The 19,110-nt window shown below is 53.0% G+C and carries 17 protein-coding genes; 16 read left to right on the top strand and 1 reads right to left on the bottom strand.

Annotation, left to right across the window (positions count from 1 at the left end; all coding sequences use genetic code 11):
- The 16 genes from ilvB to DTHIO_RS02695 all read left to right on the top strand — a co-directional run bounded on the left by ilvB (position 1) and on the right by DTHIO_RS02695 (position 17,434).
- The gene (ilvB, locus tag DTHIO_RS02620) at positions 1 to 1,692 is read left to right on the top strand and encodes a biosynthetic-type acetolactate synthase large subunit (RefSeq protein WP_008868800.1); all 1,692 of its coding nucleotides are present in this window, start codon (positions 1 to 3) and stop codon (positions 1,690 to 1,692) included.
- A gap of 10 nt (positions 1,693 to 1,702) precedes the next feature.
- Entirely contained in the window at positions 1,703 to 2,185 is a 483-nt protein-coding gene (gene ilvN / locus DTHIO_RS02625) for an acetolactate synthase small subunit (RefSeq protein ID WP_008868801.1), read from the top strand.
- Between the two features lie 236 nt (positions 2,186 to 2,421).
- Positions 2,422 to 3,411: a ketol-acid reductoisomerase gene (ilvC, locus tag DTHIO_RS02630; RefSeq protein ID WP_008868802.1), complete on the top strand. Its 990-nt coding sequence runs from the start codon at positions 2,422 to 2,424 to the stop codon at positions 3,409 to 3,411.
- A gap of 241 nt (positions 3,412 to 3,652) precedes the next feature.
- On the top strand, positions 3,653 to 5,437 hold the full coding sequence (locus tag DTHIO_RS02635; protein ID WP_008868803.1) for a GspE/PulE family protein: 1,785 nt from the start codon (positions 3,653 to 3,655) through the stop codon (positions 5,435 to 5,437).
- A 206-nt stretch (positions 5,438 to 5,643) separates the two neighbouring features.
- Complete coding sequence (locus DTHIO_RS02640) at positions 5,644 to 7,974, top strand: cysteine synthase (RefSeq protein ID WP_008868804.1); 2,331 nt, start codon at positions 5,644 to 5,646, stop codon at positions 7,972 to 7,974.
- A complete protein-coding gene (locus DTHIO_RS02645; RefSeq protein WP_008868805.1) occupies positions 7,971 to 8,639 on the top strand; it encodes a metallophosphoesterase family protein in 669 nt (222 codons plus the stop codon). The genes DTHIO_RS02640 and DTHIO_RS02645 overlap by 4 nt, the downstream gene beginning before the upstream one ends.
- Positions 8,636 to 9,400, top strand: coding sequence for an exodeoxyribonuclease III (locus DTHIO_RS02650; RefSeq protein ID WP_008868806.1), 765 nt, complete (start codon positions 8,636 to 8,638; stop codon positions 9,398 to 9,400). The genes DTHIO_RS02645 and DTHIO_RS02650 overlap by 4 nt, the downstream gene beginning before the upstream one ends.
- A 9-nt stretch (positions 9,401 to 9,409) precedes the next feature.
- A complete protein-coding gene (locus tag DTHIO_RS02655) occupies positions 9,410 to 10,063 on the top strand; it encodes a succinate dehydrogenase/fumarate reductase transmembrane subunit (protein WP_008868807.1) in 654 nt (217 codons plus the stop codon).
- A gap of 9 nt (positions 10,064 to 10,072) precedes the next feature.
- Positions 10,073 to 11,893 (top strand): fumarate reductase flavoprotein subunit, encoded by a 1,821-nt coding sequence (locus DTHIO_RS02660; RefSeq protein ID WP_008868808.1) that lies wholly within the window; start codon positions 10,073 to 10,075, stop codon positions 11,891 to 11,893.
- 118 nt (positions 11,894 to 12,011) lie between these two features.
- Positions 12,012 to 12,758, top strand: a complete 747-nt coding sequence (locus DTHIO_RS02665) for a fumarate reductase iron-sulfur subunit (RefSeq protein ID WP_008868810.1) — start codon at positions 12,012 to 12,014, stop codon at positions 12,756 to 12,758.
- 27 nt (positions 12,759 to 12,785) lie between these two features.
- Positions 12,786 to 13,622 (top strand): fumarate hydratase, encoded by an 837-nt coding sequence (locus DTHIO_RS02670; protein ID WP_008868811.1) that lies wholly within the window; start codon positions 12,786 to 12,788, stop codon positions 13,620 to 13,622.
- Complete coding sequence (locus DTHIO_RS02675) at positions 13,619 to 14,161, top strand: FumA C-terminus/TtdB family hydratase beta subunit (protein WP_008868812.1); 543 nt, start codon at positions 13,619 to 13,621, stop codon at positions 14,159 to 14,161. The genes DTHIO_RS02670 and DTHIO_RS02675 overlap by 4 nt, the downstream gene beginning before the upstream one ends.
- 25 nt (positions 14,162 to 14,186) lie before the next feature.
- Positions 14,187 to 14,630, top strand: a complete 444-nt coding sequence (locus tag DTHIO_RS02680; protein WP_008868813.1) for a pyridoxamine 5'-phosphate oxidase family protein — start codon at positions 14,187 to 14,189, stop codon at positions 14,628 to 14,630.
- Between the two features lie 371 nt (positions 14,631 to 15,001).
- Complete coding sequence (locus DTHIO_RS19440) at positions 15,002 to 15,529, top strand: hypothetical protein (protein ID WP_008868814.1); 528 nt, start codon at positions 15,002 to 15,004, stop codon at positions 15,527 to 15,529.
- A gap of 336 nt (positions 15,530 to 15,865) precedes the next feature.
- Positions 15,866 to 16,225 carry a molybdenum cofactor biosynthesis protein MoaE gene (locus tag DTHIO_RS02690; protein WP_008868815.1) on the top strand — a complete coding sequence of 120 codons (360 nt, stop codon included), beginning with the start codon at positions 15,866 to 15,868 and terminating at the stop codon, positions 16,223 to 16,225.
- Positions 16,226 to 16,357: 132 nt separating this feature from the next.
- Positions 16,358 to 17,434, top strand: a complete 1,077-nt coding sequence (locus DTHIO_RS02695) for an NAD(P)H-dependent flavin oxidoreductase (RefSeq protein ID WP_008868816.1) — start codon at positions 16,358 to 16,360, stop codon at positions 17,432 to 17,434.
- 31 nt (positions 17,435 to 17,465) lie between these two features.
- On the opposite strand, the gene DTHIO_RS02700 is transcribed toward DTHIO_RS02695, so the two are convergent.
- Entirely contained in the window at positions 17,466 to 18,833 is a 1,368-nt protein-coding gene (locus tag DTHIO_RS02700; RefSeq protein ID WP_161598622.1) for a coiled-coil domain-containing protein, read from the bottom strand.
- Positions 18,834 to 19,110 lie beyond the last annotated feature (277 nt).

The raw sequence follows: 19,110 nt of genomic DNA on the forward strand, positions 1-19,110 counted from the left end.
ATGGAGCTCACCGGAGCTCAGATCCTGCTTGAATGCATGAGGCAGGAGGGCGTACAACACATTTTCGGGTTTCCCGGGGGTGCAGTCATTGACATCTATGATGAACTGCCCAAGTCATCAATTCAACATTTTCTGGTTCGACATGAGCAAGGGGCGGTGCATGCGGCGGACGGTTACGCCAGGTCAACAGGCAAGGTGGGGGTGTGCCTGGTGACTTCCGGTCCCGGTGCAACCAATACAGTGACCGGCATTGCTACTGCCTATATGGATTCTATTCCTCTGGTGGTCTTCACCGGCCAGGTTCCCACGGCGCTCATCGGCAACGATGCTTTCCAGGAAGTTGACATCGTAGGCATTACCAGGCCCTGCACCAAGCACAACTATCTCATCAAGGATGTCAAAGAACTTGCTCATTCCATTAAGGAAGCATTTTATATTGCTTCCACAGGAAGGCCGGGTCCGGTGCTTGTGGATCTTCCCAAGGATGTCATGCAGGCCAGGACTGAATTTGATTACCCCAAGACCATCAGCCTGCGCAGCTACAATCCCAATTACACACCCAACAGGAAACAGGTAAAAAAGGCGGCCGGTCTGCTGGCCAAGGCGGAGCGTCCCCTGATTTACTCCGGGGGAGGGGTGATCTCTTCCGAAGCCGGAGAGATACTTACCAGGCTGGCCCGCAGGTTTTCAGTGCCGGTGACCTCCACCATGATGGGCCTGGGGGCCTTTCCCGGCAATGACCCGCTCTGGCTTGGAATGCTGGGCATGCATGGCACTTATGCCGCCAACATGGCTGTCAATAATGCGGATGTTCTGCTTTCAGTGGGTGCCAGGTTTGATGACCGGGTCACCGGCAAGGTGAATACTTTCGCCCCCAGGGCCAAGATAATTCATATTGATATTGATCCCACTTCCATCCGCAAGAATGTCAACGTGCATATTCCTATAGTTTCCGACTGCCTCAATGCGCTAAAGACCCTGGACGAGGAAATGGGCGAGATCAATGAGGTTCAGTGGGAGGAAAAGCATGCCTCCTGGGTCAAAACAGTCAAGGGATGGAACCAGGAACAGCCTCTCAAGTACGAAACCGTCCAGTCCGGCAAAATCAAACCTCAGTACGTGATGGAGCAGGTCTATGAACTGACCAAAGGCGAGGCCATCATCACCACTGAAGTTGGGCAGAACCAGATGTGGGCAGCCCAGTTCTACAAGTACCACAAACCCAGGACCTGGATCAGTTCCGGCGGTCTGGGCACCATGGGGTACGGATTTCCGGCGGCCATCGGAGCACAGGTGGCCAACCCGGACAAGCTGGTCATAGACATTGCCGGAGACGGATCAATCCAGATGAATATTCAGGAGATGGCCACAGCGGTATGCTACAATCTGCCGGTGAAGATAATCATCCTGAACAACAGCTACCTGGGCATGGTCCGGCAGTGGCAGGAGCTATTCTACAACAAGAACTACTGCGCCACCTGCCTGGATACTGCCCCGGACTTCGTCAAGCTGGCCGAGGCTTATGGCGCTGAGGGCTACCAGGTGGACAAAACCGAAGACGTGGTTCCTGTTCTGAAGAAGGTCTTTGCTTCCCCCAAGACCTGCATCGTGGACATCCGCGTGGAGCCCGAGGAAAACGTTTATCCCATGGTCCCTGCCGGGGCCTCATTAACCGAAATGCTACTGGTCTAGGAGGCTGGCTATGCGACACGTTTTATCAGTACTTGTGGAAAACGAGCCCGGAGTGCTCTCCAGGGTAGCCGGTCTTTTCAGCGGCCGCGGCTTCAATATAGACACCCTGAATGTCGGTCCCACCCTGGAAAAAGGGGTTTCGCTCATGACCATAAGCACCCATGGCGATGAGCAGATTATCGAACAGATAATCAAGCAGCTGAGAAAGCTCATTACAGTAATCAAGGTGGTGGATCTCTCGGATACCAAGGCCGTAGAGAGGGAGATGGTTCTAATAAAGGTCCATGCATCTGAAAACAGCAGGGCTGAGATCCTGCGCATCGTGGATATTTTCCGGTGTAAGGTGGTGGATGTAAGTACCGATGAGCTCACCCTGGAAGTGACCGGAGATCAGGGCAAGATCAACGCTATGGTCAACATGCTGCAGCGCTTCGGCATCAAGGAATTCGCCAGGACAGGCACTGTAGCCATGAAGCGGAGCATGCAGTTTTAGCCTGGCATGTCCTGGTTTTTATCGGGTTTTTATCACTACAGCGAAACTTATTTATTGACCTCCGGGGACTGTCCCGCACCTACTTGGAAATGATTTCATGAAATCGCTGGAACTTGCTGAGAAATCAAGTAGATGCGGGACTGTCCCCAATTGAGATACCATACTGTATTTTATAAGTTTCGCTGTAGTGCTATTGATTGTTGAAAATATATTGTAAATCAGTTTAAGGAGCTATGATGAAGGTTTACTACGAAAACGATGCGGATCTTTCTCTTCTAAAAGACAAGACCATTGCTGTCATCGGGTACGGCAGTCAGGGACATGCCCATGCCCAGAATCTCCGGGATTCCGGCCTGAATGTAGTCATCGGCCAGAGACCGGGGGGAGCCAATTACAACCTGGCCAGAGAGCATGGATTTGAACCAGTGGCCGCGGCAGAGGCAGCCAGGCAGGCTGATCTTATCCAGATTCTGGTGCAGGACCAGTATCAGCCCGGGGTCTTTTACAATGAAGTCCTGCCTCATCTTGATTCCGGCAAGACCATGGTTTTCAGTCACGGATTTAATGTGCACTACAACCAGATAGTCCCGCCAAAGGACGTGGACGTGGTCATGATCGCTCCCAAGGGACCGGGCCACCTGGTGAGAAGGGAATATGCCCGGGGCGGCAGCGTTCCGGCCCTGGCCGCAGTCTACCAGGATCATACAGGACAGGCCTGGGATAAGGCCCTGGCATACGCCAAGGGTATCGGAGCCACCAGGTCCGGGGTAATCCAGACAACATTCGCCGAAGAGACAGAGACTGATCTTTTCGGAGAACAGGCAGTACTCTGCGGTGGAGTAAGCGCTCTTATCCGGGCCGGCTACGAGACTCTGGTGGAAGCTGGTTATCAGCCCGAGGTGGCTTACTTTGAGTGCATGCACGAACTAAAACTAATTGTGGACCTGTTGTACGAAGGTGGATTTACCCGGATGCACTATTCCATCAGCGATACTGCTGAATACGGTGATTATTCCCGCGGCGAAAGGATTGTCGGGGATCAGGCCAAGCAGGAAATGCGCAAGGTGCTGGGAGAAATCCAGGACGGCAGGTTCGCCAGGGAATGGATCCTGGAAAACAAGGCCGGACTGCCTGCTTTTTACGCCCAGCGCAGAAAGTACCACAGTCACCAGATCGAGGAAGTGGGTGAAAGGCTTAGAAAAATGATGGCCTGGCTCAACAAGTAAAATATCAGGCAAAAAACAACCCCGCACTTATTTTTGTACAGACGAAAAAAAGTAAGGCGGCCTTCAGGCTGGAAGACATGCTTCATGCTATGGACTGCCTGAAAGGTGTCCTGTACAAAAATAAGTGCGGGGTTGCCTGTAGCCTGCCTCAGGCTTATAGTAATAAACCTTGCAGTATGTTATAAAACTTTACCATTAAAAGGATTTTTTTCAGTCCGGACCCTCATTGTCAAGCAAGCAGATGCAACAAGCACCCTCCACTGAATATTCTCCGGAAAATACAAAAACCGGAGGCCGCTATGCATACCTGTTGAATACCGGCGCAATCAGCGACCACGATCTGCAGCAGGCCATGCGCGTGGCCAAAAAGGAAAACCTGCGCATGGACGATGTCCTGGTGGAAAGGCTGAAAGTGGACAAACAGGCACTGGGCCGCTCTCTGCAGGAGTATTACGACACAGATTTTGTTTCCTTTGATCATTCCTATGTCGCGCCTTTCGAACTCTTTGAACAAAAAAGGCTGGATCCCGAATTTCTCAAGAAATATGAGTGGGTGCCTCTGGAAAAAGAGGGGGGCAATATTATTGTCCTTGTGAACAACCCCTATGATCTGGGACGGCTGGATGAGATCCGCTTTATTTTCGGAACGAGCAATATCGTGGCCAGAGTGGCAATACCCGGCGATATCCGGCGTTTTATCGAGCATTTTCACCAGCAGTATCTTGCAGAGCAGAGCATGGCTTTCCTGGGAGAGGAAGACGGGTCTGCTGCTGAAGAATCTGAAGCAACTACCGACTACATTGACGAGGGAGAGCTTACCGAACATGACAGTGAGGTGGTCCGCCTGGTCAATGCACTGCTCCTGGAGGCCTGGCGCAGGAAGGCCTCGGATATTCACATCGAGCCCAGTCCAGGTTCCAGGTATTGCCTCATCCGGATGCGCGTGGACGGTACATGCCACGAATTCAAAAAAATACGCCTGGCCCTGGCCAAACCGCTGGTGTCCAGGCTTAAAATCATGTCCAGCCTGGATATAGCCGAAAGAAGGCTGCCCCAGGATGGCAAACTAAAGATAAAGCTCCCGGAAGTTTCCCAGGTTCTTGAGTTCAGAGTGGCCACAGTGCCCACCACAGGAGGACAGGAAGACGTGGTGCTCAGGGTTTTGACCTCGGGCAAACCCATTACTCTGAAAGAACTGGGGTTGTCCTCAAACAATCTGGAGCACTTCGACAAGCTTATCAAAAAACCCTACGGACTGATACTGGTAGTAGGTCCCACCGGTTCCGGAAAAACCACGACCCTGCATTCAGCCTTGAGCTGCATCAACACCCCGGACAAAAAGGTCTGGACAGCAGAGGACCCGGTGGAAATCAGCCAGGAAGGCCTGCGCCAGGTACAGGTCAATCCCAAGATAGGCCTTACTTTCGCGCATCTTCTACGCTCTTTTTTAAGGGCTGATCCGGATGTGATCATGGTAGGCGAGATGCGCGACAGGGAGACGGCTCACATCGCTGTGGAGGCCTCCCTGACGGGACACATAGTTTTCAGTACCCTGCACACCAATACTGCTCCGGAGACCATTACCAGGCTTCTGGATATGGACCTGGATCCTTTCAACTTCGCTGACTCTCTGCTTTGCGTCCTGGGCCAGCGGCTCATCAAGACCCTGTGTCCCAGGTGCAAGGAGAAATATAATCCTGATTCAGCGGAATTGCAGGAACTGGAGATGGAGTACGGAGAGGGCTTCAACGCTTGGAAGGAGCATTATTTCCATAAAAAAGCTGTACTTTACAGGGGCAAGGGCTGCAGGGACTGTATCGGCGGCTACCGGGGGCGTCTGGGCATCCACGAACTGATGCTCAATACGGATAAGATCAAGGATCTTATCAAGTTTCGAAAATCCGCCGAAGAAATAAGACAGCAGGCTACCATGGAGGGTATGCTTTCCCTTAAACAGGACGGCATACACAAGGTGCTGGCAGGGTTGACGGATATCCATCAGGTCCGGGCCGCCACCGGGGCCTGATGCGGCAGGTTCCAGGCGGCCGTGAAGTTTTTCCTTGATTACTTGCTTCAGGGGATTTAGTTGTGTCTTGCTTCCTCAACTTCCACAAAAACTTTAGAATCATGGGGCAATGGTAAACAGAAATCAATCTGCCCGGGGATGCGGTCATGGCCTGCGTTTATTACACAGTATTTTAAAATTTTTAATCCTGGCTCCTAGATTTTATTATGAGTGATCTTCTTTCTCTAATCGGCAATACTCCCCTGGTGGAAATAAAGGCCCTGTCCCCGAATCCCGGTGTGACCATCCTGGCCAAGCTGGAAATGTCCAACCCTGGTGGTTCGGTCAAGGACAGGGTGGCCCTGGCCATGATCGAGAGAGCTGAGAAGTTCGAAGGCCTGGGACCGGGAAAAACAGTCATAGAAGCCACCTCCGGCAATACCGGCATCGGCCTGGCCATGGTCTGCGCCCTGAAAAAATACCCCATAAAACTGATCATGCCTGCTTCCGCCTCGGAAGAACGTAAAATGATCATGCGCGCTTACGGAGCGGAAATAGTTTTAACTCCGGGGCACCTGAGTACTGATGGAGCCATTGAAGAAGCCTACCGCCTGGCCAGGGACTTCCCGGAAAAGTATGTCCTCATGGATCAGTTCAACAATCCTGCCAGCATAGAAGCCCATTACCATACCACCGGACCCGAGATCTGGGAGCAGACCGGGGGCAGTGTGACCCATGTGGCCGCCTGCCTGGGCACTACCGGCACCATAATGGGCATCACCAGAAGAATGCGCGAGCTGAACCCCGAAGTGCGCTGCATAGGCATTGAGCCTTATGCCGGCCACAAGATACAGGGGCTCAAGAATATGCAGGAATCCTACCCCCCGGGTATATACAGCAAAAAGGCCCTGGACCGGATAATTCACGTCAGAGACGATGATGCCTGGGCCATGTGCCGTGAACTGGCCCGTAAAGAGGGCATATTCGTAGGCATGAGTTCCGGGGCGGCCATGGCCGGGGTGCAGCAATTGGCCAGAGAGATGCAGGAAGGGGTGCTGGTGACCATATTGCCGGACGGAGGGGAAAGATATCTGAGCACACCTTTGTACAGCATTCCTGAACTGGATGGGATCAAGATCTATGACCTGCAGAAAAGAAAAAAGGCTGTTCTGCAGTGTTCCGGGAAAAAACCCGGAATCTTTACTCCCGGTCCAAGAACCAACTTTTTTCAGGACCCGGATTTCTGGCGGCGGGCTGTATTTCTGGATGTGCTTTGCCGAAGGCTTGCGCAAAAGGGGCATGACCCCAATCCGGTTGCAGCTGTGGCTGATTTCGACGACCGTACCCTGGAATGCATGCGGGAAAAGGGAGTGTCTAGAGAGGACTTCAGCCGTGAGACCCTGGATTCTATCCGGGATCTGGCCGGTAGAATAAAGCTCAACCGAAACTTTAACTTTTTGCCGGCAGCCGGATCCCTGGATACCGGGATAGAGATGTGCAACAAGCTTTTATCCAGAGGGCTGGCCTATGAAAAACTTCGCTGCGTATATTTTGATGTGGGCCGGGACAGGGATTACGGACTTCTGGCAGGCATTGATCCGGAAAAGATCATTTCCGGTAAAACAGTGGACCTGGAAGACTATGTGAAGGACAGCCCCCGGGACTTCACTCTGCTCAAAAGAGCCAGTCTCAAGGACCTCAAGGAAGAAAATGTGCTCAAGACCAAGTGGGGCAATGTCCGGCCATCCTGGTATCTGCAGATGGCAGCAGTGGCAGCGGAGAATGCCGGTCATCTGGACCTGGTCATGGCTGGTGAAGCACACCTGTTTCCGCATCTGGACAATCTTTTGAGCATCTGGAAGGGCTCCACCAGTTTAAGGCCCCAGTGCTGGAGCCTGGCCCTGCCGGTTCATCACCAGGAAAAGGGGGAACCCCTGCCGGGAATACAGGAGATGGCCAGGGAAATGGGAGGTTTTCATCCTTTGAGAATGTGGCTTATGTCGGTTTCTTATCACAGGCCGCTAATGTTTTCCCCCAAAAACCTGGAGATGTGGGTCAAAAACTGGAAGCGCCTGCAGGAACTTATGGGCAAACTCAAAATTTGTGCTCGCGGCACCCGTCCCGACAAGGAGACCGGTTCGGAAGTGGAGAAACAGTGCCGGGAACTTGGGCCTGCGCTTTCAGGTTGCCTGGATGATGACCTGGCCCTTTACAAATTCTGGCCGCAACTGTTCGAGTTCTGCAGAAAGATGCAGAAGCTTCTGGACGAAAATTTGATGGATGTCCGGGATGCCGGATCATGCCTGCACCATCTGCAGGGCCTTGACTCTATTCTAAAAATTATTGACTGGCAGGCTTTGCCCCTTGCTGAAAACGAGTACCCTGTGCAAATCAGTGAATTGCTGCAGGCAAGGGCAAGGGCCAAGGAAGCAAAGGACTTTGTTGCAGCGGATGAGCTGCGGGACAGAGCTTTAAGTTCCGGGTTCCGGCTGGTGGACACCAGGGACGGGACCCGTGTGTATCCAGCCGGGAGTAAAGAGAATACGGAGGAGAAATGACTGAAAAACACTGGATAGCCGTTGGGGACATCCATGAAAATGCGGTCAACCTGCAACGGATCCGCAAAATATCAGAGGCCAGAGGAATCCTTGTTTCCGGAGATTTGACCAACGTAGGGGGCAGATCCACGGCCAGAATGCTTCTGGATGAAATCAGGAAGGTAAACCCCAACGTCTATGCCCAGATAGGCAACATGGATACCAGGGAGGTGGACAGATTTCTGGAAGAGTCCGGGGTGAATGTGCACAACAGGATAGTTCTTCTTGAAGACGACGTCTATCTGCTGGGTCTTGGCTATTCCACAGTCACCCCTTTTAATACCCCCTCCGAGGTAAGCGATGAACAGCTCGAAGAGTGGCTGCTGGCTCACCGGGATAAGGCATCCAGAATAAAGCACCTGATATTTATGACCCACACCCCGCCTTACGGCACCAAGACTGATATGCTCAATTCCGGGGCAAACGTGGGCAGCCGTGCGGTAAGAGAGTTCATAGAGGACGTGCAGCCGGAAGTCTGTATCACGGGACATGTCCACGAAGCCAATATCGAGGATCACGTGGGGGGCACAAAGGTGATAAACCCGGGCACCCTGAGCGGCGGAGGCTACGTCGTGATCAGGTACGATGGTGTGGGTCTGGACGCACATCTCAAGCAAGTCTCATGATAATATACTCCTGGAATGTAAACGGCTTCAGGGCGGTTACGGGCAAGGGTTTCTGGGACTGGTTCCAGGACAGAAATATTGATGTCCTTTGCCTGCAGGAGACCAAGGCGCACCCGGACCAGCTGCCCGCAAAGGACAAAGAGGTCTCGGGGTATAATATCTACTGGAATCCGGCCCGGATCAAAAAAGGCTATTCCGGAACAGCCTGTTTTTACCGGCTGGAACCACAGTACATAAGTACCGGCCTGCCTCAGGAGCATCTCAATGGAGAGGGCAGGATGATCCTCATGGAGTATGAATCCTTCTATCTCTTCAATGTTTATTTCCCCAACGGCCAGATGAGCCATGAGAGACTGAAGTTCAAGCTGAACTATTACGACCGTTTCCTGGAATACGCCCAGGATCTGCGGCGCAAAAAGCCCATTGTGGTCTGCGGGGATTTCAATACTGCCCACAAGGATATTGATCTTAAAAACCCCCGGGCCAATGAGGACAGATCAGGATTTTTGCCCGTGGAAAGGCAGTGGCTGGACAAGTTCATAGATCACGGGTACGTGGACACGTTCAGGATGTTCAACCAGGAAGGGGGCAACTACACCTGGTGGACATACCGCTTCGGGGCCAGATCCAGGAATGCCGGCTGGCGTATAGATTATTTTTTTGTGTCTGAAGAGCTGCGAAGCAATGTGCAAAACGCCTGGATAGAACCTCAGGTCATGGGTTCAGATCATTGTCCTGTGGGGCTTAAACTCAACATCTAAGGAGCAGGCATGCAATACCAGGATACCATGTTTTCACCTGCCTCAGGTTCCAGGGCGGCTTTGCTGGATCTTGTCCAGATGCTCACCGGCCTGGCCCTGGTGGTGTTTATGTATCTGCACGCTCTGTTTGTGGCCAGTATTCTGCTTGGTCCCCAGGTTTTCAATACCCTGGCTGACTTTTTCGAAAGGTACTACCTGGCCCAGGTGGGAGGCCCGCTTCTGGCCCTGGTCTTTCTGATCCATTTTTTCATGGCCGCCCGCAGGATACCTTTTTCCCAGCAGGATCAGAAAAAAGTCTTGTCCTTCAGCAGATTGCTTGCTCACAGGGACACCTGGCTGTGGACTGTGCAGGTGGTTACAGCCATGATAATCCTTATCATGGGAGCCATTCATATCTGGGTGGTGCTAACGGACCTGCCCATCACCGCTGATAAAAGCGCCGCCAGAATTCAGACAGGATTCTGGCTTGGCTTTTACCTCCTGCTTCTGCCCATGGTGGAACTGCATGTGGGAGCAGGCTGGTACAGGCTGGGGGTCAAGTGGGGGGTCATTAAGAGCAGTGCCCGCAAAAAGGCCAAAAGGGCGGAATATTATATCACCGGGTTTTTTATCCTCCTGGGCCTGATTACCCTGGCCAGATTCATGTTTGTTTCAGTTTCATAAGGCTTATCCATGCGCATAATTTACACTGATCTTCTTTGTATCGGAGCCGGCCTGGCCGGTGAAAGGGTGGCCATAGAAGCGGCCCGGGCCGGGTTTGAGACCATCTGCCTCAGCCTTGTTCCGCCCAGACGTTCCCATTCCTCGGCCGCCCAGGGCGGGATGCAGGCAGCTCTGGGCAATTGCATCAAGGGTGACGGCGACTGCCCTGATGTACACTTCCAGGATACGGTCAAGGGCTCGGACTGGGGATGCGATCAGGAAGTGGCCCGGATGTTCGCGGATAATGCCCCGCTGGCCATCAGGCAGATGGATCACTGGGGAGTGCCCTGGAACAGGGTGGTGCCGGGAAAATCCTGCTATTACAAGGGCGGGGAAAAGCTGGAAAAGGAAGAATCAGAGGACAAATCCGGCCTCATCACCGCCAGGGATTTCGGGGGCACGGCCAAGTGGCGGGCCTGTTACTGCAGCGACGGTACCGGCCATGCCATGCTTTACACCATGGACAGCGTGGCCGTACAGCACGGGGTGCAGGTGCATGACCGCACCGAGGCATTAAGCCTTATTCATGACCAGGAGAGGTGCCACGGTGCAGTTGTCAGGTGCCTTAAAACAGGGGAGCTGAGGGCTTATATATCCAGGGCTACACTTATTGCTTCCGGGGGATTCGGGCGAATTTACCGGGCTTCCACCAATGCCGTGATAAACGAGGGCGGAGGACAGATAATCGCCCTGGATACCGGGGTGGTGCCTCTGGGCAACATGGAGGCGGTACAGTTTCACCCGACAGGCATAGTGCCCACGGACATCCTGGTCACCGAAGGGTGCCGCGGAGACGGGGGGACACTTCTGGACGTAAACCTGGAGCGGTTTATGCCGCAGTACGAACCAGAAAAGGCTGAACTGGCCTCCAGGGACGTGGTTTCCAGGCGCATGCAGGAGCACATGGTCAAAGGGATGGGGGTAAAAAGTCCCTACGGGGAGTACCTGTGGCTGGATATCAGGCACCTGGGCCGGGAGCACATCACCACCAAGCTGCGGGAAGTAGATGAGATCTGCAAGAATTTTCTGGGGGTAGACCCGGCCGAGTCTTTGATACCGGTTCGTCCCACCCAGCATTACAGCATGGGCGGGGTAAGAACGGACAAAAACGGCGCCGCATATGGCCTGAAAGGGCTTTTCAGCGCTGGAGAAGCCGCCTGCTGGGATATGCACGGGTTCAACCGCCTGGGGGGCAATTCCCTGGCCGAGACAGTGGTGGCCGGCATGCTGGTGGGCCGCAGTGTGGCCGGGTTTCTTCAGGAGGAAGACATGAGGGTGGACACCGCACTGGTGCGCGGCGAACTGAAAAAACAGCAGGAGCGTATCGATGGCCTCAAGTCCAGTACCAGGGGGGAAGCCCCGTTTGAAGTGCGAAACCGCATGCAGGATATCCTCATGGATTACGTGGGCATTTTTCGCAATGAAAAAGACCTGCACCTGGCAGTGGAAAAGCTGCAGCAGGTCCTGCAGAGTGCGGAAAATCTAAAGCTTTCTTCCAGCGGAGCAGGGGCCAGTCCGGAACTGTCCCTGGCCCTTCGCCTGCCCGGCATGGTCAGGCTGGCCCTGTGCGTGGCCTTCGGGGCCCTGGAGAGGCGCGAAAGCCGGGGCTCCCATGCCAGGGAGGATTATCCGGCCCGAAATGACCGGGACTGGCTGGTGCGGACTCTGGCCTTCTGGCCGGGAGGCCGGGCCCTGCCCAGGCTGGAGTACGAACCTGCAACAAAGGTAGTGGAAATTCCCCCTGGAGACAGAGGATATGGCGGATGTGAAGTCATCAGTGCCGAAAGTTGAAGTGCAAGTAACTATTCAGCCCGCAGGAGTTTCTCGCCCGCAGGAGCTGAATAGTTACAAATGCAAAAGGATAACCAAATTTTTAATAACTTTAATGGAATAAAAGACGGTTTTTTTGATGAACAGAAAGCTGACCTTTTCCATATTCAGGTATAATCCCCAGGAGCCAGGCTCCAGCCCCGGGACACAGGAATTCAGGCTTGAGGAGACTGAGAATCTGAATCTTTTTGTGGCGCTGAATCTCATCCGGGAAAAGCAGGATCCATCCCTGCAGTTCGACTTCTGCTGCCGGGCGGGTATCTGCGGGGCCTGCGCCATGGTCATCAACGGAAGACCCGGGCTGGCCTGCCGCACCAAGACTGCTGAACTGCCGGATAAAATAGTCCTGATGCCTTTGCCCGGATTCAGACTGGTGGGGGATCTGTCCGTGGATACCGGGGCCTGGTTCAGGTCCATGAACGAAAGGGTCAGGGCCTGGATACATACTGATGAAGATTTTGATCCGGATGCTCCTGAAGTGGTCATGGACAACCATGTTGCTGAACAGATTTATGAACTGGACCGCTGCATTGAGTGCGGATGCTGCATCGGGGCCTGTGCCACGGCCCAGCTGCGAAGCGACTTTATGGGAGCCGCAGCCATGAACCGCATAGCCAGGTTTATGCTGGACCCAAGAGATAAGCGTAATAACAGGGATTATTTCGAAATCGTAGGTACGGACCAGGGTATTTTCGGGTGCATGGGTCTTCTGGGTTGTCAGGACGTTTGCCCCAAGAATCTGCCTCTTCAGGATCAACTGGCCCATGTCCGGCGTAAAATGGGCCGACAGGCTCTGAAAAACATCCTGCCGTGGTACAGGAATTAGATTCACCCAGGTACACAAGGAGAACAGATGCGAAGTATTGATGCCCGGGAAGTCACCAGGCAGGTTTCACAAATGGTGGTGGAGGCCAACATGGTGCTGCCCGGGGATGTTTCCACCGCCCTGGAAAAGGCCTGGGAAAACGAGGACAACCCTTCCGGCCGGGAAATCCTTGGGCAGTTGCTGGAAAACGCCCGGCTGGCCCGGGAAATGAGTCTGCCCCTTTGTCAGGATACAGGGCTGGCGGTTTTTTTTGTGGAACTGGGCCAGGAGTGCAGGTTGCGGGGAGATTTGTACCAGGCTGTAAATGCAGGGGTCAGCAGGGGTTATGAAGAGGGCTTTCTGCGTAAATCAGTCTGTAATCCCCTGAGCAGAAAAAATACCGGCGACAATACTCCGGCGGTTATTCATCTGGATCTGGTACCCGGAGACAGGCTTAAGATCCGGTTCATGCCCAAGGGGGGAGGCAGCGAAAACATGTCCGGTCTGGCCATGCTTACTCCTTCCCAGGGTCTGGAGGGGGTTAAGGAATTTGTCCTGCAAAGGGTTGCCGGGGCCGGTCCCAATCCATGTCCTCCGGGAATCATTGGAATCGGCATCGGGGGATCTTTTGACCAGGCACCCCTGCTGGCCAAAAAAGCTCTGTTCAGGCCCCTGGATGATATCCACCCGGAGCAGGAAGTGCGGGACCTGGAAGCAGAACTTTTCGAGGCTGTGAATGCCCTGGGGATAGGCCCCATGGGCATGGGAGGCAGAACCACATGCCTGGGGGTGAAGATCCAGGCCGCGCCATGCCACATTGCTTCTTTGCCTGTGGCGGTGAATATCCAGTGTCATGCAGCCAGGCACAAGGAGGTCAGCCTGTGAGTCGGGAGATCAAATTGAGTACACCCCTGCAGGAAGAGGATGTCTTACACCTGAGAACCGGGGACAAGGTTCTTTTAAGCGGGCATATCTATACCGCCAGGGATGCAGCCCACAAAAGGCTTTTACAGGATCTGGACCAGGGTATTGAGCCCCCCTTTAATCTCCAGGGGGCTGTTGTATATTATGTTGGCCCCACTCCGGCCCCTCCCGGGCGGGTGATCGGATCTGCCGGTCCCACCACCAGTTCCCGTATGGATGCCTACACACCTCGCATGCACCAGCTGGGGGTCAGGGCCACCATCGGCAAGGGCCGCAGGAGCCAGGAGGTAAGGAGGGTACTGCAGGAGCAAAAGGCAGTCTACCTGGGGGCCACCGGCGGGGCCGGGGCACTCTTGTCCAGGTGTATTACCGGTTCCCGGGTGCTGGCCTTCGAGGAACTGGGCACAGAAGCCATCCGGGAACTGGAGGTCCTGGATTTTCCCCTCCTGGTGGTCAATGATGCCTTTGGCGGGGAACTTTACGTCACCGCCGGGCAGTAAGCCTGCAAAATATTCAGGAAAAACCATGCTGGAAACAATCAAGGAAATAATACACCAAAACGACCTGGCGGTACTGGCCACTTCCCACGAAGACAGGCCCCACTGTTCACTTATGGCCTATGTGCCTGACAGTGACTGCACAAGGATCTACCTGCTCACCCTGAAAGATTCCAGAAAATTTGCCAATATCAGCCGCAATCCTTACGTGAGCCTTTTGGTGGATACCAGGGATCCCCATGAGCCCAGGAAAGACTACAAGGCCCTGACCATAAGCGGGACCTGTGCTCCAGCGGACACCACGGAGCAGGAAAAACTAAGGCAGGACATGGTGAAACAGCATCCACAGCTCAAGGAGCTTGCAGATAAACCGGACTGCGTGCTTTTAGTGGTAAATATAAATTCCTTTCTCTTGCTGGACGGGGTGTCTACGGCTCATTATATTGAACTCGATGATCAAACGGCCAGGTAAATGGATAAGGAGGGGGCGGGGTGGTTGCATGAGGAACCTTCCCTTTGTTTTCAAGTTTTAAGATGCGCCTGCAAAAAGTCGACAAATGAATAATTCAGGGTATCTGTTTAGCGCTTTTAAGGAAAGCAGGGGACAGGCACTCCGGGACCCACTTGAGCATCATTTTGTGCTTAAAATATCTCATTTTTTGGGACAAGTGGGTCCCGGAAGAGCCAGTCCCCATGCCACATGCAAAGCGCTAAACAGATACAATTCAGGAATCAACAATCCGCATAAGTCTTTGTTTTTAATGACCTCTGACCCCTGACTTCTGACGTCTGTGACTGCAAAAATGACTTTTTGCAGTCACATCGTTTAAGGGAGTATAAAGCATGAGCAGTGACAGCGTATTTCAGGAAGTCAAAGATTTTTACCGTATCATTCCCCTGCAGTCCCTGAGGCGTACTCCGGGAGTATTTTTTGACAATGTCCCCATGGAGTTCCTGCCCAGGATTGATGCCATAGACCGGGTTCTGCACCAGGGAGGGGCCGTCTCCCCCGGCCCTGTGGGGGATGTACAGCGCCCCTGGTATATGCATCCCCACCAGGATGACAATCTTATAGTCCTTTACGGCGTGCGGGATGTGGATATTTATATAAACGGCCACGGCATGACCAGTTTCAGGGTGACCCCGCATGAGATCATCCAGAACGGGGAGGTACTCTATGACGGCCCGGCCATGCTGGTCTGGCCCAGGTATGTATTTCACCGCATAACCAGCGGGGAAGAGGGGTCCGCCTCTTTGAATTTTGCGGTACATTATCAGGGGCTGGACATGCGCACCAATTTTAACATCTATGACCTGGATACAGAGACTGGAAGCTTCGAGGTGATCCGAGAGGGATTCAGGGACCAGTGAAATGCATGACTGCAGTAACCGGCTTTGAACCATGCGGTTTTTCTTGCCAAAGGCATAGAAGTGCTTAAATACCATACCAGTACAGGTGGAAATATTTTGTAATTTTTCCCGGCAAAAGCTTAAAAAAAGGGTAACCATTCAGGGGGTCCTCGGTGGTGACTCATGGCCGGTACCTGCCCCTGAATAGGCCAGGGGACTGTCCCCGCTGAGTAATGACTGTGCAGCTTCATTTGATTTCGCGCCTGTACTTTTTGTATTCGTGAAGGAAAAGTGTCGCGGGGACTGTCCCCATGGCCGGTACCTGCCCCCTGAATGGTTACAAAAAAGGAGATGCAGATGGATATTTCAAAGGCCATAGCAGAGCTTAAGAAAGAAGAAGGTTTTACGGAAAACGTAGGCATGGTGCTTGTTCACAACGGGGTTGTGCGGGCCTGGTCCAGAAAGGACCGTTCCCTGGTGAAAAAAATTGAGGTTACTCCTGATCATGACAGGGTCGAGGCCATCAGGCAGCGTTACGAAAAAAGCCAGGGGATTTTCAGGATAGTGGTCCAGGCCAACTCAGGTATCCTGGAGCCTGGAGATGACTTGCTTTTTATAATAGTGGCCGGGGATATACGTGAAAACGTCAAGCCGGTACTTTCGGATATACTCGATGAAATCAAAAAAGAAGCCATATCCAAAAAAGAGATGTCCTGATGCCCTGTGTGCCCTCCAGGGCTTGAATCTTTCTGTTTAAAAATCCGGGAAGCTGATCCAAACTGTTTCTTGCCATTTGGCCCGCACTATGTTTAGGTGTAATTATTGAAATTGAGTTTTTGGAGGAAATGAATGGATTTTCCAGAATTAAGATTTAAAGACCTGGTAGCCAGGGTGCCCATTATCCAGGGGGGTATGGGAGTAGGCATCTCTTTATCCGGACTGTCTTCGGCCGTTGCCAGTCAGGGTGGAATCGGGGTTATTTCAGCGGCCATGATCGGCATGAATGAACCTGATATTGCTAAAAAACCTGAAGAGGCCAACATAAGGGCCCTGCAAAAAGAGATAAGAAAGGCCAGGGAAAACTCTTCCGGTATCCTGGGCGTGAATATAATGGTGGCCCTGAGTAATTTCGCCGAACTGGTGAAAACCTCCATCAAGGAGGGGGTGGACATTATCTTCGCCGGGGCCGGTCTGCCTTTTGACCTGCCCCAGTATCAGACTCCTGAATCCAGGACAAAGCTGGTGCCCATAATTTCTTCGGCCCGGGCGGCCAGGATCATGTGTAAAAAATGGCTTTCGCGCTTTAATTACCTCCCGGACGGCCTCGTGGTAGAAGGCCCACTGGCAGGGGGGCATCTGGGCTTTAAGAAGGAACAGCTGGATCTACCGGAGTTTAAGCTGGAAAACCTGGTACAGGAGGTTGTGGCGGAAGTCAGGCCCTTTGAGGAGGAGCACGGCCAGACCATCCCTGTTATTGCTGCCGGGGGGATATATTCCGGAGAGGATATCTGCCGGTTCCTGCGCCTTGGAGCATCGGGGGTGCAGCTTGGGACCCGTTTCGTGGCTACCCATGAGTGCGACGCGGACATGGCCTTCAAGCAGTCCTTTATTGACTGCACTGAAGAAGACCTGATGATAATCAAGAGTCCCGTGGGCATGCCCGGCAGGGCCGTACGCAACGAGTTTCTTGAAGATGTAGAGCAGGGCGGCAGACAGCCCTTCAAGTGCGTCTATCATTGCATAGTCACTTGCGACTACAAGAAAACCCCCTACTGCATAGCCTCTGCTCTGGCCAATGCCAAAAAGGGAAAGCTGCACCGGGGATTTGCTTTTGCGGGCCAGACCGCTCACAGAATCAAGGAACTTACTTCCGTTGAGGAACTTATTAATTCTTTACGCCGGGAATACGTGGAGGCCTGCTCATAAGTTTACCTGAGCAGGCCTTTACGGCTATGATTTATTCCCCGGCCAGCACTTCTATTTCTGCTTCCTGAATAGTGTTGCCGCGATACTTGACCAGGGGCTTGAAGACTCTGGAAACCACCTGCTCTCCGGGGAGCAGTTCATGAGTCAGAACGAATTCCACCCTGGCCTCCATGTCCTCCTTGTACTGCCTGCCCTCCAGGTCCACTATTTCATACCCCTTTTCCTTCAGCGCCTTGTAGGACCTGGACAAAGAGGACTTGATATCCCTGGTGGTTTCATCTTCAGGCAGTTTCCTGGAACGCTTTACCAGTTTGTACAGTTCATCGGCAAGGCTCAGGGCAAGAGCATGATCAATTTCCTGCTGCCCCGGATCACCCTGCGTCCCGTCCTGCTGCTGCCCCGGTTGGGGCATGACCAGAGAAAGGCTTTCCAGGAGTTCAGCCAGTTTTGAGTCCTGCAGGGCCTGCTGTTCCTGAAATTCATTTCGAAGTTCCTGGCTTGTTTCTTCTACCAGTTTCTGCAGTTTTCTGCGTCCACGCCTGGCACCTATCGCCCCTGCCAGCCCGGTGAGACCAAGAAGCAAAGCAAGGGCCGCCGCTCCTGCAGTGTAGAGTATACGTTCATCCATCGCGTCTTCCAGGTCCCTAAGCCCGGCATCTGTCTCCTGCAGCCGGTCTGCAAGGCCCTGGTCCGTATATTCAATTTCCCGGGACAATTGTGAAATCTTATCCCTGAGCTCGGTCTCAATCCCTTCAACCGTTTCCTGCTGATTTTTCAGATTCTGCTCCAATTCCGATGAGATGCGCTCTGCCTGGGACTCTAATTCGGATCTCAGCTCGGATTCCTTCTGCTGCAGGGCTTTTTCAAAATCAGCCAGGCTTTCTTGAAGCTCTCCCAGCTCTCCAATGCGCTCCAACTGTTTTGAATATTCGGCATCGATTCCCGAAAGCTTTTTAGACAGCTCCTCAAGCCTTGAATCCACTTGTTCATGGGAGACTTCCATGCCTTGTACTGCCTGCTGCAGGCTGTCTTTGATCTCCCGCAGTTCCTCCAGAGAGCTTTCCGCCTTTTCCAGGCGGTCCTGCAGCTGCTTTATTGAAGCTTCATGCTCCTCAAGGCCGGTTTCAACCTCATGGATATCCTGACGGTGTATATCCAGGTATTCTCTGAACAGACTCTGGTCACGGCTTATCTGCTCTTCCAGCTCGGAGAACTTGCGGGAGAGCTCACGCTCCAGTGCATGCAGTTCGTCTTCCAGCTGCATTACCCGGGTGGACTCTTGGTCCATGAGGGCGTCCTGCGAGTCCGCAGGTGAACCGTTCAGCTCTTCAGCCCCTGCTTCCTGGTTAGTTGCATGCTGGGAGGCAAAAAAGAGCAGGGTGCACATTAAAAACGGCAAAATTGCAATAAAAAACAGATGTTTTTTCATGTCTGCTGAACCTTATTATTATCTTAATATTCTGGTAACTAACTCATTGTCGGGATAAGAGTATACTCAAGGGTTGCTGCTTGAGGCTTAGACTGTCAAGCTCAATCAGGCTGTGAGTAACAGCAGTATGCTTTACTCCCCTGCCCCCGGGGCAGAGTTGTCCTGAATGATTTGAGCTTAAATCTTTAGTTCTTCATGTGCAAATGACTTTTTGACCACAAAGCTTACTTTTAATCAGGCTCAAAGT

This window comes from Desulfonatronospira thiodismutans ASO3-1, from assembly GCF_000174435.1.
In the GTDB taxonomy this organism is placed as follows: domain Bacteria; phylum Desulfobacterota; class Desulfovibrionia; order Desulfovibrionales; family Desulfonatronovibrionaceae; genus Desulfonatronospira; species Desulfonatronospira thiodismutans.

Excerpts from the sequence above, each read along its gene's own strand:
- ilvB (WP_008868800.1), top strand. The coding sequence starts at position 1 with ATGGAGCTCACCGGAGCTCAGATCCTGCTTGAATGCATGAGGCAGGAG.
- ilvN (WP_008868801.1), top strand. The coding sequence starts at position 1,703 with ATGCGACACGTTTTATCAGTACTTGTGGAAAACGAGCCCGGAGTGCTC.
- ilvC (WP_008868802.1), top strand. The coding sequence starts at position 2,422 with ATGAAGGTTTACTACGAAAACGATGCGGATCTTTCTCTTCTAAAAGAC.
- DTHIO_RS02635 (WP_008868803.1), top strand. The coding sequence starts at position 3,653 with ATGCAACAAGCACCCTCCACTGAATATTCTCCGGAAAATACAAAAACC.
- DTHIO_RS02640 (WP_008868804.1), top strand. The coding sequence starts at position 5,644 with ATGAGTGATCTTCTTTCTCTAATCGGCAATACTCCCCTGGTGGAAATA.
- DTHIO_RS02645 (WP_008868805.1), top strand. The coding sequence starts at position 7,971 with ATGACTGAAAAACACTGGATAGCCGTTGGGGACATCCATGAAAATGCG.
- DTHIO_RS02650 (WP_008868806.1), top strand. The coding sequence starts at position 8,636 with ATGATAATATACTCCTGGAATGTAAACGGCTTCAGGGCGGTTACGGGC.
- DTHIO_RS02655 (WP_008868807.1), top strand. The coding sequence starts at position 9,410 with ATGCAATACCAGGATACCATGTTTTCACCTGCCTCAGGTTCCAGGGCG.
- DTHIO_RS02660 (WP_008868808.1), top strand. The coding sequence starts at position 10,073 with ATGCGCATAATTTACACTGATCTTCTTTGTATCGGAGCCGGCCTGGCC.
- DTHIO_RS02665 (WP_008868810.1), top strand. The coding sequence starts at position 12,012 with ATGAACAGAAAGCTGACCTTTTCCATATTCAGGTATAATCCCCAGGAG.
- DTHIO_RS02670 (WP_008868811.1), top strand. The coding sequence starts at position 12,786 with ATGCGAAGTATTGATGCCCGGGAAGTCACCAGGCAGGTTTCACAAATG.
- DTHIO_RS02680 (WP_008868813.1), top strand. The coding sequence starts at position 14,187 with ATGCTGGAAACAATCAAGGAAATAATACACCAAAACGACCTGGCGGTA.
- DTHIO_RS19440 (WP_008868814.1), top strand. The coding sequence starts at position 15,002 with ATGAGCAGTGACAGCGTATTTCAGGAAGTCAAAGATTTTTACCGTATC.
- DTHIO_RS02690 (WP_008868815.1), top strand. The coding sequence starts at position 15,866 with ATGGATATTTCAAAGGCCATAGCAGAGCTTAAGAAAGAAGAAGGTTTT.
- DTHIO_RS02695 (WP_008868816.1), top strand. The coding sequence starts at position 16,358 with ATGGATTTTCCAGAATTAAGATTTAAAGACCTGGTAGCCAGGGTGCCC.